Genomic DNA, 14290 nt, shown 5'->3' with positions numbered 1-14290 from the left:
GAAACCGATGTTGATAGCGGATTCAGATCATTGGGTATCAATGTCAACTATCGTCGCTACCTGAACGAGAACTGGCAGATCTTTGGTGAAGCGCTTTACGAACGCTTTGGCAGCGATGTAACGGATAGCCCAATCGCCAGAGGCAATTATGAAGCCGAAATCGGTGTTGGTTTCATTTATGTTTTTTGATGCTTATCCATAGGCTCCCCGGCATTCAAAAACGCAGCTTAACCCCGCCATTGATCACAAAACCGTCCAGGGGCGCATACAGGTCGTTGAACTGCGGGTTGTCCAGCGTGCCTGTGTAGATCGGGCCGTAGCGCGTCTGGCGGGTATCGGTGAAATTCTCGAAGTTGAGGAACAAGGAATTGCCCTCGCCAAAGGCCTTTTCTGTCATCAGGCCGGTGATCCAGTAATCCCGGCTGCGGCTACCGTCGCTGAGTGTCTGGCTGCCGTAGTAATACGCTTCAAGACCGATGCGCAGCTCATTTTCCAACTCGTACACCAACACCGTATTCAGACGATTGGGGACCAGCGGGTAATCACGGTTGCTGCTGTTGGTATTTTCCTGCACATCGGTGTGGGTGTAGCCCAGAAAGAGTTTGAAGTCCTGCCAGCGCCACGCGGCGTTAATCTCGGCGCCGCGGGTGTCGATGTAGTCCACCGGCTGGGCAAAGCGGTAGCGGCCGTCGTCCTGCTGTTGAAGGCGCAGGGGGTGGTCAACCCGGGTGTAGAACAGCAAAGCGTTAAGGTCCAGTGACAGGCCGTTCTGAAATGCGATGCTGTGGTTGATGTCAAAATTAACACCGGCCGACTCCTCGGCGCGCAGCTGCGCGGGCTGCAGTGGCAGAATGTTCTGGAACTGCAATCGCTCGGCATCTTCAGTGAACAGGTCAGGCAGTTTGTAGCCCAGGCCGCCACCAATGCGGATATTGGTGTCCGCAGCGGGCGCGAACAGCAGGGACAGGCGCGGCAACACAAAGCTGCCGTAGTCCGAGGTGTCGTCGAATCTCAGTCCCCCTTCCAGCGTCCAGCGCTCGGCCAGGGGCCGGGTGACTTGTGCGAAGGCGCCAGCGGTATGGTTGTCAAAAGACTGATCGAAACCTGGCTGCGCGCCAGCCTGATCGAAGTCTTCAGTCCACAGATTCAAGCCCAGCACCCAGTCCATGTCAGCGCTGAACCCCAGCAGGTGTGCTTCGCTGAAGGTTGATAGCTGCGTACCATTGAAACGAAAATCGGGCACGGTCAGATCGCGGTCAAAATGATTGCTGCTGTTGCGCAGCACCAGTTCCCTGCCCGAGGTGAATCGGTAACGGTATTCAAGCTGGCTGGTCACGCGTTCGGTCTCGCTGGCTTCGAAATAGGCCGGTTCACCGGTGTTGTTCTCAATATAGTTCATGTCACCACCGAGCCGGTCCTCAACCGCGACATTGATGCCACCGTTGAAGTCATAACGCTCACCGCTAAGGAACAAGCGCGGGTTAAATGTCCAGCGTTCCACTTCCGGAATGGCGCTGAGTCCGATGTCCGCCGGGTCGTAGGCGTCACTGCGGTTGTAAGAGGTGAACAGTGTGCCGCCCACACTGCCACGCTGGCCGGAAAAGAATCCGCTGAGGTCCTGCCCGCCTGCCGAAGTGGCATTGACCAGCAGGGAGGTTTCCGATTCGTTGCCCGGCGTTTTGGTGATCAGGTTGACCAGACCGGCGATGGCGCCACCGCCGTAAAGCGTCGAACTGGCACCTTTGATCACTTCAACGCGTTGCAGATCCAGCGGCGCAATCTGCAGCAGACTCAGCCCGCCGGAAAAGCCCCCGTACAGCGGCATGCTGTCTCTGAGCAGTTGCGTGTAACGGCCATCAAGGCCCTGGATGCGAATACTCGAATTGAAACTGGTGGCAGATGTCTGTTGTACCTGAATGCCGGTGCTCTCGTTGAGCAGCATGCGAATATCACCCGGCTTCATGCTCGCTTTTTCGTTGAGCTCCTCGCTGCCCAGCACCTCCACGCGCGTCGGCTGCTCGGCGAAGCTGCGTCGACTGCGGGTCGATGTCACCACGATCTGCTCGATCTCTTCGGCCTCTTCAGATTCTTCCGGGGTGGCCTGCTGTGCATGACTGGGCAGCGACAGTTGCCCGGCAGCCAGAGCCAGAACAAGTATCGAGAGACGTGGAAACCAGGACATCAATGAATTTCTCCTCGCGCCGGGCGGGTTGCTGGATGGAGTGCAGTGGATTAATGTAAGTGCGTGAGTTTACATGACCCTCGTTGAATTGTCCGCCTGGGGAGTTATACCAGCCCGCAAGGTCCGCCGGATTTCACCGCTGACACTTCCAGGCTGACCAGGGGCCGGAAGTTGAAGAGCCTGCCGCCGGAACCGGAAAATAGATTGCGGTTAAAGGCAACATAGCAAGATTCGGGTCGGCAGGCTGCCGGCGGCCTCTTAAAATTGGCTCTGTTCCAGTCAAATACCAACTCATTTGGAACAGGGCCAAAGAGGTCGAGCACATGAACACGCTAAAGAACAAAGTCGTTATTGTTACTGGTGCCAGTGCGGGTATTGGTCGCGAGACTGCACGCCTTTTCGCCATAGAAGGGGCATCAGTGGTGCTGGCGGCACGAAGAGAGCCTGAACTTGAAGCCTTGGCTAACCTTATCACTGAAGAAGGGGGACAGGCGCTGGCGATAGCGGGTGATGTCGGTGAAGAGGCATTTGCCAAAACCCTGGTCGATCAGACTGTAGCCAGGTTCGGCCGCCTGGATGTCGCCTTCAACAATGCTGGCATATTGGGTGCCATGGGGCCGGTTACCGATATGTCTTTGGCGGACTGGAATCAGGTTATCGCGACAAATCTGTCCAGTGCCTTCCTGGCTGCAAAGTACCAACTGCCTGCCATGCTGTCAGGCGGTGGCGGATCACTGGTCTTCACCTCTACTTTTGTCGGCTATACAGCGGGTATGCCAGGAATGGCTGCGTACGCGGCCAGCAAGGCAGGATTGATCGGATCAACCCAGGTGCTTGCATCCGAGTATGGTTCTCATAACATCCGGGTAAATGCATTATTGCCGGGTGGAACCGATACAGCAGCAGCACAGGAATTTGCAAATACGCCGGAGGCAAAGGAGTTTGTCTCGAGCCTGCACGCGCTTAAACGTATCGCGAAGCCAGAAGAGATCGCCCAATCTGCACTCTATTTAGCTTCCGATGCTTCCAGCTTTACTACGGGCTCCGCGATGCTCGTAGACGGCGGCGTATCCATAAACCGTGTCTGAGAGCCAACGTCATGTCAGATTATGAACGCATTGAAAGCGCTATGGCCTATCTGGTGAAAAGGACGGCTGACCAACCGAGTTTGGCGGAGATCGCCGCCCATGTACATCTGAGTCCGTATCACTTTCAGCGGCTTTTCTGCCGCTGGGCAGGCACAACACCGAAGCGCTTTTTGCAGGTGCTGACATTGGAACGAGGCAAGAAGTTGTTGGATGAGCGCCGTTCCTTGCTCGATGTCTCACATGAGCTTGGCCTAAGCGGCAGTTCGAGGCTGCATGATCATTTTGTACAGCTTGAAGCGGTCACACCGGGCGAGTACAGGACCCGAGGAGAGCAGCTACACGTAGAGTACGGTGTGCATTCTACACCGCTGGGTCGTATGTTTGTGGCAATAACCCCGCGTGGTGTTTGCAGGGCAGAGTTCATGGACTTTAACGGCATGACAGACTTACTGGATGACCTGAAAAACACCTGGCCTTTGAGTTCAGTCACGGAAAGCATGTTGTCTACGCGTCATGCCATAGATATATTCTTTAACAGCCATACAGTCTCAAGAAATGGTCCCCTATCGCTCCACGTGACAGGCACCAACTTCCAGGTTGCTGTGTGGCGTGCTTTGCTTAAGATACCTCCGGGCGCAGTGGCCAGCTATGCGCAGATCGCAGAGTCGATCGGCGCCCCTGCGGCGGCAAGAGCCGTTGGTAACGCCATTGGCGCGAACCCGATTGCTTTGCTGATCCCTTGTCATCGGGTTATACAGCAAAGTGGCGCATTGGGTGGTTACCGCTGGGGGCCGGCAAAGAAACTAATGGCGCAAACATGGGAACGGACGCACAGTGAACCGGTTGCGCTATAGCAATGCCACACATTCGACGGTGAACTTCACCCGCAACAACGTTAGCGTTAAGCGAAAGAAGCAGCGCCCCACTGGCTGAAGCGCTGCTTGTAATGATGTCGCTATTTCAAATCGGAGAGGTTGGCACCGAAATTTATATGGAACGTTGCCCCGTCCAGAACCAACGCCGGCACCGACTCAACACCGGCAGATTCGGCTTCAGCAATGCGAGACTTGTCATTTCCAAGATGCACAACTTCGACATTGTAGCGTGAACGATCAATCGCCTTTGCCACGTTATCCTCTGCAGCCACACACACCGGGCATCCGGCATGGTAAAAGATCGCTTTTGTAGTCATGATTTCACTCCTGAGTTTGTGTTAAAAAGTAATGTGCGCACGGTCGAACAGTACCGTCTTATCCGATCAGAAAAAAGCAGGAACCCCTGAGTTCGGTAGGCACTATATGGTGTATTTTTATGAAAATGCTGGAGAAAATTTATTAACAATCGCAATCCTGAAACATATCGTAAGCTCGAAGATGTCATCGGCTGCAAGTGGTCAGTGTCAGTGTTGCTAGCGGTCGGTAACGGTATCAACCGCCCGGGGGCGCTTGAGAGGCATATACAGGGTATCTCTACAAAAGTTCTGTCGGAGAGGCTTCGTAAACTGAGTGCGTACGGTCTCCTTGATAAACAGAGTTACCCCGAGGTTCCGCCTCGCACAGAGTATTCCTTAACGTATACTGGAAAAAAGCTCCTCAACATTATTCTGCAGATACAGAGCCTTGATGCCGAGAATGGCAGCAAAGAGCCAACGTGAACTAGTGGAACTGGAGGAAATGTCGGTGAGACTATATGACACCTGCCGCTTATGCTGAAAGAGCGGCAAACCAGCAATGTCTCACCGAGCAATTTGTACTAAGTCAGGATAAGGCCAAAATGCTGCCAAACCTTGCTATTTCAGCCTCTAAGCCAATGCCTCCAACATTCCTCGAAGGCGCTGTTGTGCCTGATTATTCAAAGGCAGCAGCGGTTTTCTGGGGCTACCAACATCAGTCCCCTGCAGGGCCAGGCCGGATTTAACCGCCGCCGCCAGGCCTGATGAAACGATAAACTCCAGAAACTCATACTGCTGATAAAACAGCTCTTTGGCTTTCTCGCTTTCACCCTGCTTTATTGCATCATACAACTGCCCTGGCTTGTCACCTATCAGACAGGGGGCGGCGGTACACCAGCCACTGGCACCCGCGTTGAGAGCTTCCAATGCCATGTGGTTGCAGCCATTAAAGAACGGCACGTTGCCATCCGATAGCGTGTAGATTTTGTGCATACGTTGAATGTCGCCGGTGCTTTCCTTGATCATGATTGCACTGGGTATGCGGTCAACCATTTTCAGCATGAATTCTGGCGACATGTCCACACCGCAGGTGGCCGGGTTATTGTAGATCATGATAGGCAGCGGGCTGGCGCCTGCGACGGTTTCGTAGTGCTGAAAAATTTCCGCCTCACTCAGTTTGAAGTAAGAAAATGGCGAAAGCATGATCATGTCCGCACCTGTCTGGTGAGCATGTCGGGCGTATTGCACGGCCTGCTCAGTGGTCAGCTCGGCGATGCCGATGATCACCGGTACCTTACCGGCAACATGTTGCACCGTGTACTCGGCTACCTGCTTCCATTCCGCTTCATTCAGGTAGGCTGCTTCACCGGCACTGCCCAGGGCCGCTATGGCGTCCACTTTGGCGTCAAGCAGCACATCGATGACGTGGCCGAGCTTGTCGATCGCAACGTGTTTGTTGTCTTGGCTAAACGGGGTTACCGGATAACCTATAATGCCTGATAGGTTCATTCTTTGCTCCTTGATAGCTTGCTATATGCAGTCTGCGTGGTGTTTAAGTGCTTGCCGTGCGTAATAGGCGAAATTGACTTTGTTGCGCTTGTCGGTAGATACCCAGTCATGCGCTTCCCGGGCCAGTTCGTGTGGCAGTGGCTTGATATCACCGGCGGCCATCGCCAGTAGCTGCAGCTGTGCTGCGCGCTCGATCAGCACGGCCAGATTGCAGGCCTCTTCGATCGTCTTGCCGGTCACCAGTTGGCCGTGGTGGGCGAGCAACACGGCGCGGTTGTTTCCCAGGGCGTTTGAAATCAGCACACCTTCTTCATTGCCCACCGGGACACCCGGCCAGTTCGGCACGAACGAACAGTCGTCGTACAAAGCGGTGACATCCATCTGGGAGATCACCAGTGGCACTTCCAGCATGGACAGCGCTGCCACATGGGTCGGGTGGGTGTGGATGATGCAATTCACCTCCGGATGCTCTTTATAGATCCAGATATGGAAGCGGTTGGCCGGGTTGGGCATGCCATCACCCGCCAGCGGTTTGAGGTCATGGTCGACCGCGATAAGGTTGTCGGCGGTGATCTCATCAAACCCCAGTCCCAGTCGTTGGGTCAGGAAAGTGTTGGGGCGCTCGGTACGGCAGGTGATCTGACCCGCCAGACCCGAATCGTGGCCTTTGTCGAAGAGGATGCGGCAGGCGATCGCGAGTTTTTCGCGGTCGGTCAGCTCAATATCCTGAATCAGTTTTTGCATATCGCGTTCGGCGCTCTGCATCAGCACCTGTTTGCTTGTGGTAGCGGTATTCATGCTTGATCTCCTTGGTCTGCGCTTTGACAGGCGTGCACGATATCGCTACTCTGGACCTGTAATAAGGGCCAGTTTTAATAATTTTTATGGTCCAGTGGAGTGCTGGCATGTTGAGACCCTGGGAAATGCAGCTATGGCTGAAGAACAGCTCCGGCAAGACCCTGCATTCTAAATTGCTGAATACGTTAACGGCTGATATCAAAGCAAACCGGCTGCCGCCAGGGACCATGCTGCCGGGCTCGCGCTCTTTGGCCGAGCAGTTGGGCGTCAATCGCAAAACCGTGCAGCAGGTATACGAAGAACTGGAGGCCCAGGGCTGGTTGATAACGCGCCCCCGATCGGGGACTTTTGTCTCCAAGACCCTGCCCGAGCAAGGGCTGTCGCCCTCCGACCGTCAATTGGTTAACAGCACCGACAGGACCCGGTCCACATCGGAGCTGGTGGAAATCCTCTATCGCGATGCGCTTTGCTCCCACAATGCAATAGCGGCGACCAATGATGGCACCCCGGATTCACGTTTGATCCCTTATCAACTGCTGGCCCGCACCTATCGACGGGTCTGTATCGACCTGAGCAGGAATTCCAGGCTGGGCTACGGCGACCCCAAAGGCAGTGCTGAACTACGCAAGTCGATTGCGAAGATGCTGTCAGTTGACCGCTTCATGAACTGTTCAGCCGAGCAGGTATGTATTGTCAGGGGCAGCCAGATGGGGATCTATATCGCCTCCCGTATTCTGGACCCGGGCAAGGGGGCCATCGTGATGGAAGACCTTTGTTATCTCCCGGCCCAAGCGGCCTTTGAGTCGAACGGCTTCAAGGTGCTGAAGTGCAGACTTGATGAACAGGGGCTGGATATCGAGCACCTGCGGGCGCTGCTGGCCGAGCACTCGGTTGCCGCCATTTATGTCACACCGCATCACCAGTACCCCACCACGATTTGTCTGCCCATGGATCGGCGACTGGCACTGTTGGAGCTTTCCAAAGCGCACAAATTCGCAGTACTGGAGGACGATTATGACCATGAATTCCACTATGGGACGAATCCTGTGCCCCCGCTTGCGAGCTTGCCAAAGTCCGAGAATGTAGTGCATATCGGCTCAATGTCCAAGGTGTTTGCACCGGGATTAAGGCTTGGTTACATTGCAGCAGATACCCGGTTCATCGAACGCGCCGCGCAGGAAATCATACTTATCGACCGCCAGGGCAATACTGTCACAGAGCAGGTGCTTTCGACCCTGATGGAGTCCGGTGAAGTCCGGCGTCATATCCGTAAAACGCGCAAGGAGTATGAGGCCCGGCGTAATTTCGCAGCTGAGGAGTTTATCCGGGTGTTTGGCGATAAGGTGTCTTTTACTCTGCCTACCGGCGGGATGGCTATCTGGGTTGATATCTCCAGACTGACCAGAGGCAGGAAGCTGGAGAGCTTGCCAGGCAAGGACTCGACTCTGAGTACGGTTTATACCGGTAGCCAGGTCGCGCCTACACACCTGAGGTTTGGGTTCGGAGCGCTGAGTAAAGCTGAGATTGCGCAGTCAATTGAGCTGTTGGCAGTGGCGTTGGCCTAAAAGTTTGTGCCTATTAGAAATAGACGAGACTGATGAGCACACTTTTTGCGGAAATTGCGGAAGCTCTGGGTATTTCCCAGGGAGGTTCTTACTATTACCTCACGACCAAGGACTGCTTCAGCTTCAGAAGTGCCCATTGCGTTTTGAGTAGATTCAAATATCGGAGTTATCATGCCATTACTATTTTCATACGGAACACTTCAGCAAAAGGAAGTACAATTGGCTAACTTCGGTCGCGAGTTGTCTGGTAGCAAAGATACGCTTCAAGGCTACATAATTGATGAAGTTGAGATCAAAGATGAGCGAGTACTTCGCGAGAGCGGTAAAGCGATTCATCCGATTTTGCGTTTCACCGGAAATATGCAGAACGAGGTGGCCGGTACCGTATTTGAGATTACGGATTCAGAGCTATCACAAGCCGATGACTATGAAGTTGACGACTATGAACGTGTCTCCGCCAGACTGAAATCCGGCGCTGAAAGCTGGTTATATGCAGCGCCACGCAATGAGAGTGAATTCTGACAGCCACAGACTGTGCCGTGCACAATCGCGGAGTTTTACGCCTAAGGAGGGCATGTGGAAAATTATCTAGTCTATGTTGGTGTGGCAATTGCTACCATTTTATTGCCGGGCCCAGCAGTTATGCTGACCATAAATAATTCCATGCAGCGAGGCTTGTGGAAATCTCTGGCCGGAATACTTGGTATCGCTTTGGCAATTCTGTTGGTGGCATTTATTTCTGCGACAAGCCTGGGCATCGTTCTGGCAAGCTCAGCTATCGCGTTCAATGCGATAAAAATCGCGGGCGCAGCCTATTTGATATATTTGGGCGTCAAGATGTTACGCAGTAAAGTAACACAGGATACGTCAATCAAACGGCAAGAAAGCTCTTTCCTGAAATGTTTTATCGAAGGTTTTCTGGTGTCAGTATCAAATCCAAAAGCCGTCGTATTTTTCATGTCAATATTCCCTCAATTTATCGACCTGAATCAGGCATATACACCGCAGTTTAGTTTACTGGCGGCTACATTCAGCTTTTTGGTATTAGTGATTCATACTGTCTACGCGGCTTTTGCATACGTCGCCAAGTCGAAGCTATTGTCTGGAAAGACTAACTCAATTCTAAATAAGATAAGTGGCGGAGTGTTTGTTGGTTTTGGTGTCGGGTTAGCGGCCTCAAGCAAATAGGTATTTCGGTGCTGCCGGGGCGGGCCTGTCAAGAAGAGCCTTAGGTGTCATCGCACCTCACTCGGTAATCCATGCCAGGTGCGCACCGAGCCTACTGAAACACTGCTGATCACTCACGCATGGCCACTGGTCCGGGTCGCGGATCTTGCCGGTTTCGATCGTGTGAATTTGACTACCGCTTAAACTGCGCGCCCAGCCTGTCCAGCGTAATCTGTCCAAAGCGCTCCAGCATCAACGCTTGCGCTTCCTCCATCACATCACCCAGTGCCGCATTCACCGCTTTCTCGATCGAGCACGACGTCTGTTCATCCGTCAAACCAATGGTAAAGATTGAACTGGCCCCCAGCGCCTTGTGCACATCCAGCAAGGTGATCTCACTAAGCGGCTTCGACAGCGACCAGCCGCCACTGTGCCCTTTGACGGATTGCACATACCCTTTGTCACGCAGCAGCGCCATGGTGCGCCGGACCACAACCGGATTGGTACTCATCATCTCAGCCATGGTGTCAGACGTGACCGGGGCGTTAAAGGCGTCCAGGTGCACCAGTACATGCAGTACCCGGGAAAGGCGGCTGTCTTTTCTCATAATTCACCTGCTAATCAGAACAGCCTTATTATATCACGTAACTATTTGAGATACGTGTGTTGCCACCTACCGGCCCTTCATGTAACAATAAAAGTATCATGAATATCAGAATGACCACCACCCGCTTTGCTTACCGGGTGTTGTAGCGACAGTTTTTACGTCAGAACCTTGACTTTCCAACAACGGAGAATGATATGAATAAGGCAGAAATCACCGTATTGTTCGACCAGATGGCGCCTGACTACGACTCACAGTGGGCGAACACGGCAGCACTGCGGAACTGCATGTATATGCTATTGGAGTCCATGTTTTTTGAACTGCCCGAGGATGCGCACATCCTTTGTGTTGGCGCTGGCACAGGAGCGGAACTCACCTTTCTTGCCCAGAAGCATCCCGGGTGGCGTTTTACCGCAGTCGAACCCTCCGCAGCGATGCTGGCGATTTGCCAGCAACAGGCAGAAAAGCAGGGAGTTGCTTCCCGTTGCCGGTTCCATCACGGTTATCTTGAGTCACTGACAACAACGGAGCCCTATGATGCGGCCACCTGCTTCCTGGTCTCCCAGTTTATACTCGACGAACGCGAGCGATCTCTGTTCTTTGCCGACATATCACACAAACTCAAGGCTGGCGGGTTGCTGGCCAGCGCTGACCTGGCATCCGATACCGACTCCCCTGAATATGACGTGCTTCTGCAGTCCTGGATGCACATGATGTCCGTCGCCGGGCTTTCCTCCGAGGCCCTGGAGTACATGCGCAATGCCTACAAACATGATGTCGGGGTGATGTCGCCAGACCGAACTGCTGCCGTGATTACAGCCGGTGGTTTTGCTTTGCCTGTCCTGTTCTTCCAGGCCGGTTTGATGCATGCCTGGACAGCAAGAAAAGCACCCAACAAACGTGTTTAGACAATTAGCCTGGGCCCAGCGATGAAAGGACATCGAATTCTTCATTTTTAGTGATATTGTTCATCTGGAACGTAGGATATTAATCCAGGGACTATCAAATTCAGGACTCGATATGACCAAAACAATCAAGGTGGTCAAATGGCTGGTATTGGCGATACTGGCCTTGCTCGCACTATCAATCCTGTTTTATACCTATCTGGTATGGAGCTTTGATACTGAAAATTTCCCCGACAATCACGGCAATGTAGACACGGAGTTGTTTGTCGGTGACGGCAACAACCAGCCCTTGCTGGTTGGACTGGGAGGTGCTGAAGGTGGCAACGCCTGGGCCAGCAATTACTGGGCCGCTCAGCGCGACGAATTCATCTCTCAAGGTTATGCTTTTCTGGCACTGGGGTATTTTGGCGCGGAGAATACACCGCTGGAACTGGATCGTATTGCGTTGGAAGGTGTGTACAACGCCATTCTGCAAGCGGCAGAGAACCCGGCCGTAAACGCTCAGTGTATTGCGTTAATCGGAGGTTCCAAGGGCGCTGAGCTGGCCCTGTTGCTGGCAAGCGAATACCCCGACATCAAGGCAGTGGTTGCCATGGCGCCGGGCAGCGCCGTCTTTGCCGCGCTGACGATGGCCATGAATACGCCCTCCTTCTCTTTGAATGGGGAACCCCTGCCGTTTGTACCGGTGCCAATGAGTGCCACACCCGCTTTGCTGCAGGGTGATCTGCGTGGCGCCTGGGTAGAAATGATGAAGAATGAAGAGGCCATGGCTGCCGCAGCCATTCCGGTGGAGAATATCAACGGGCCCATCTTTTTTGTTTCGGCGGCCAGGGATGAATTCTGGCCTTCCACGGAGATGTCGCAATCGATGCAGCAACGGCTGGAAGACAACAATTTTCCCCACCACGTGGAGCACCTGGCAACCGAAGACGATCACGCGTCCGTGTTGAACCACTTTGACGAGGTAGAAACGTTTCTGCGCAATCACTTTCTTGACGCTAGCGCGCCCGCGTCATGCTCCACTCGCGGGTAGTCCCCATTGCTTTGGCGGTGCCGGTGGCCTGATCGCCGTCAATGGTGGCGGACATTTCATAAACGACGCCGGAGTCACCACGTTCCAGGTCAAAGCTGATGGTGGGGCCGTTGACCTGTGCGTTGCTGATTGGCCAAACGCGGCCATCGCCCAGATCAAACTGACCGATCAATGAGGCGCCATCGGCGTACAGATCGACGACCGCAGTGACATCGCCATTCGCGCCTGCCATGACAAAGTTCCAGACACCGTCGGCGGAATCCTGCGCGTACAGGGTGGCAGGCAGCGTAAACAGGATAGTGATTAGAAAAGCGAAAATTCTGGTTTTCATGTGCAGTGCTCCGGGTTATTGTGATTCTTGTGTCGTGTGATTTTTATTAAGTGTTCGACAAAAGCTGCGCTGAGTAGGGGACGTTGACTGATTAAGAAATTCCTACCGTAGCTCAATCGCTCGTTGTCAGCAAATTACGTCCTTTGCGCTTGGACTCGTAAAGCAGACCATCGGCCTCGGCAACAACATCATCGACTTTGGTGTGCTTTGCATGACAATGAACCAGGCCGGCACTGACCGTGACAATGCCGTGTTCCGACTCAGGAAAATCTATTGCCATTTCCTGCAAGGCAGACATGACACGCCTGGCAGCATTCCTGGCAGGCTCCACGCCGCTGCGATTAAAGAGTACCGCCAGCTCCTCGCCACCATAGCGATACGCCCTGTCGTCACTGCGAATAGCACTACGGATGGTTTCTGCGATCTGCCGCAACACTTGATCACCCTGCGTATGGCCATAGGTGTCATTGAACAATTTAAAATGGTCGACATCAACTAACATCAGATAGAACTCGCCGTGTCCGAGCCTGGTTTCGGAGAATACGCGTTTCAGGTCACGATCAAACGCACGACGATTGTGAATACCCATCAGGCCGTCCAGCAGGCTGAGTTCTCGCAGATTAATGTTGGCAGTTTCCAGCTCTTGCGTGCGCTCCGCTACAATCCGCTCCAGGGTCGCCTGAGAGTCGCGTATGCTGACCGTCATATCGTGAAACGTGTTGGCCAGCAGCCCCACTTCGTTACGCAATTCGCGGGGCAACTTGACCTTCCCTTCGGCAACAGCAGCATAATCGCTGCGGCCGACATGTTGTGCCGCTTCAAGCAACTGCGCCAGGGGGCGCTCCGCGTCGCGCCGGATAATAAATCCGATGATGGCGATCAACAGTAGTAGCAGCACACCGCCCGTCACCAGCACGGCCAACGCGGCCTGGTTGGCGGAGGTTCTTATCAGTGACGCCGGATACACTGAGACGAACCACCATTCCGGTCCGGACAGTTCGCTAACAGCCAGCCAGGTATCATCCTCTGTGTTTTTAACCAGTGATATCGTGCCGGGATTACCATCGGTGGCCGCATCAATCAGTTCGTACATTCGAACCAGCTCAGGGTCGTTGATGTTATCAAGGGACATCTGGCCCACCCAGCGCCGGTCCGAGGCCGGTTCAGCAGGATGCGCAATCAAGTATCCATCGCTGCGAAAGATCAGGTTATAGCCGCCGACCGGGGTATCCTGCACCAGCTTGTTCATGATGTCGGTGAGCGGTACGTCATGACTTGGATTGATCAGATGTCTGCCATCCAGATCCAGCGGCACTTGATACGTCAACGCCCAGCTTTCTGCCGTCTCATCGTAGTACAGTCCGGTCCAGCCCGGCACACGATCTGGATTTTCGGCCTGTTGCATGGAGCGGATCACACCCAACTCGTTCATGGGCAGATCGGGCGCCGCTTCCAGTCCCCAGGGCGAACCCGGTGCGTATAGCACAATGGCGTTCTCGGGAAAGCTGACGTGCACATTATCAAACCGATTGATCCAGGCCGGACCAAGCTGAGCCAGCAACCGTGCGGACAATACCAGACGGCGCTGCAGATCTGCGTTGTCCACTGGCTGGTTGTTGCCGACAAAGCTGGTCAACCCTTCGTAATAAAGACCATCTTCGGCATACACACCATCATAGAAGTCCCGCTTCATACGCACGGCGTTATCTGCGCTGGTCTCATAGTACGACCAGAACTCTTCCTCACTCACCTGCGTACCGGAGGTGTAGAGTCGCAGAAACTCTGTGCTGAATCGCGCCAGGTTTTCCCTGGCCAGCTCGAATATAACGCTGTCATTGCGAGCGCGTTCCACGACCCAGTCACTCAGGTTGTCCAGCAACCGCGTTTGCGTTTCGGTGTGTATAAACGAGTAAGCCAGAATAGTCAGTGCGCCCACA

Annotated in this window: 16 protein-coding genes; 9 read left to right on the top strand and 7 right to left on the bottom strand. The window is 53.9% G+C overall.

Annotated elements, in window-relative coordinates:
- A partial coding sequence (locus WD071_RS11150) for a MipA/OmpV family protein (protein WP_368048454.1) occupies nucleotides 1–189 on the top strand: 189 nt, incomplete at its 5' end.
- A gap of 25 nt (nucleotides 190–214) precedes the next feature.
- Here the strand turns inward: WD071_RS11150 and WD071_RS11145 are convergent.
- Complete coding sequence (locus tag WD071_RS11145) at nucleotides 215–2182, bottom strand: TonB-dependent receptor plug domain-containing protein (RefSeq protein WP_368048453.1); 1968 nt, start codon at nucleotides 2180–2182, stop codon at nucleotides 215–217.
- Nucleotides 2183–2505: 323 nt separating this feature from the next.
- Here WD071_RS11145 and WD071_RS11140 point away from each other — a divergent pair, with 323 nt between their 5' ends.
- Both WD071_RS11140 and WD071_RS11135 read left to right on the top strand, forming a co-directional pair.
- Entirely contained in the window at nucleotides 2506–3270 is a 765-nt protein-coding gene (locus tag WD071_RS11140; protein WP_368048452.1) for an SDR family oxidoreductase, read from the top strand.
- A gap of 11 nt (nucleotides 3271–3281) precedes the next feature.
- Nucleotides 3282–4124 (top strand): methylated-DNA--[protein]-cysteine S-methyltransferase, encoded by an 843-nt coding sequence (locus WD071_RS11135; RefSeq protein WP_368048451.1) that lies wholly within the window; start codon nucleotides 3282–3284, stop codon nucleotides 4122–4124.
- A 101-nt stretch (nucleotides 4125–4225) separates the two neighbouring features.
- Here WD071_RS11135 and WD071_RS11130 read toward each other — a convergent pair whose 3' ends face one another.
- Nucleotides 4226–4462: a thioredoxin family protein gene (locus tag WD071_RS11130; protein ID WP_368048450.1), complete on the bottom strand. Its 237-nt coding sequence runs from the start codon at nucleotides 4460–4462 to the stop codon at nucleotides 4226–4228.
- A 141-nt stretch (nucleotides 4463–4603) separates the two neighbouring features.
- On the opposite strand from WD071_RS11130, the gene WD071_RS11125 reads away from it, so the two are divergent.
- Nucleotides 4604–4924 carry a winged helix-turn-helix transcriptional regulator gene (locus WD071_RS11125; protein ID WP_368048455.1) on the top strand — a complete coding sequence of 107 codons (321 nt, stop codon included), beginning with the start codon at nucleotides 4604–4606 and terminating at the stop codon, nucleotides 4922–4924.
- A gap of 147 nt (nucleotides 4925–5071) precedes the next feature.
- Here WD071_RS11125 and WD071_RS11120 read toward each other — a convergent pair whose 3' ends face one another.
- Both WD071_RS11120 and WD071_RS11115 read right to left on the bottom strand, forming a co-directional pair.
- Entirely contained in the window at nucleotides 5072–5950 is an 879-nt protein-coding gene (locus WD071_RS11120) for a dihydrodipicolinate synthase family protein (protein ID WP_368048449.1), read from the bottom strand.
- Nucleotides 5951–5971: 21 nt separating this feature from the next.
- Nucleotides 5972–6748, bottom strand: coding sequence for an aldolase (locus WD071_RS11115; RefSeq protein ID WP_368048448.1), 777 nt, complete (start codon nucleotides 6746–6748; stop codon nucleotides 5972–5974).
- Between the two features lie 107 nt (nucleotides 6749–6855).
- Between WD071_RS11115 and WD071_RS11110 the strand changes: the two genes are divergently transcribed.
- From WD071_RS11110 to WD071_RS11100, 3 genes are all read left to right on the top strand, one after another.
- Nucleotides 6856–8313 carry a PLP-dependent aminotransferase family protein gene (locus WD071_RS11110; protein WP_368048447.1) on the top strand — a complete coding sequence of 486 codons (1458 nt, stop codon included), beginning with the start codon at nucleotides 6856–6858 and terminating at the stop codon, nucleotides 8311–8313.
- A gap of 171 nt (nucleotides 8314–8484) precedes the next feature.
- Nucleotides 8485–8835, top strand: coding sequence for a gamma-glutamylcyclotransferase family protein (locus WD071_RS11105; RefSeq protein WP_368048446.1), 351 nt, complete (start codon nucleotides 8485–8487; stop codon nucleotides 8833–8835).
- Between the two features lie 54 nt (nucleotides 8836–8889).
- Nucleotides 8890–9501 (top strand): LysE family translocator, encoded by a 612-nt coding sequence (locus WD071_RS11100; RefSeq protein ID WP_368048445.1) that lies wholly within the window; start codon nucleotides 8890–8892, stop codon nucleotides 9499–9501.
- 172 nt (nucleotides 9502–9673) lie between these two features.
- Here the strand turns inward: WD071_RS11100 and WD071_RS11095 are convergent, their stop codons facing one another.
- Nucleotides 9674–10087, bottom strand: coding sequence for an Rrf2 family transcriptional regulator (locus WD071_RS11095; RefSeq protein WP_368048444.1), 414 nt, complete (start codon nucleotides 10085–10087; stop codon nucleotides 9674–9676).
- A 194-nt stretch (nucleotides 10088–10281) separates the two neighbouring features.
- On the opposite strand from WD071_RS11095, the gene WD071_RS11090 reads away from it, so the two are divergent.
- Nucleotides 10282–10992 (top strand): cyclopropane-fatty-acyl-phospholipid synthase family protein, encoded by a 711-nt coding sequence (locus WD071_RS11090; protein ID WP_368048443.1) that lies wholly within the window; start codon nucleotides 10282–10284, stop codon nucleotides 10990–10992.
- Nucleotides 10993–11104: 112 nt separating this feature from the next.
- Entirely contained in the window at nucleotides 11105–12022 is a 918-nt protein-coding gene (locus WD071_RS11085) for an acyl-CoA thioester hydrolase/BAAT C-terminal domain-containing protein (protein ID WP_368048442.1), read from the top strand.
- Here the strand turns inward: WD071_RS11085 and WD071_RS11080 are convergent.
- Both WD071_RS11080 and WD071_RS11075 read right to left on the bottom strand, forming a co-directional pair.
- Nucleotides 11988–12353 (bottom strand): hypothetical protein, encoded by a 366-nt coding sequence (locus WD071_RS11080; protein ID WP_368048441.1) that lies wholly within the window; start codon nucleotides 12351–12353, stop codon nucleotides 11988–11990. The two genes, WD071_RS11085 and WD071_RS11080, sit on opposite strands and share 35 nt — an antisense overlap.
- 112 nt (nucleotides 12354–12465) lie before the next feature.
- The coding region (locus tag WD071_RS11075; protein ID WP_368048440.1) for a diguanylate cyclase at nucleotides 12466–14290 on the bottom strand (1825 nt) is incomplete at its 5' end.

The sequence above is a fragment of the Pseudohongiella sp. genome (genome assembly GCF_040877505.1).
Lineage (GTDB): Bacteria > Pseudomonadota > Gammaproteobacteria > Pseudomonadales > Pseudohongiellaceae > Pseudohongiella.
Note: the sequence above shows the minus strand (reverse complement) of the source record. Positions and strands in the feature narration are given on the sequence as shown.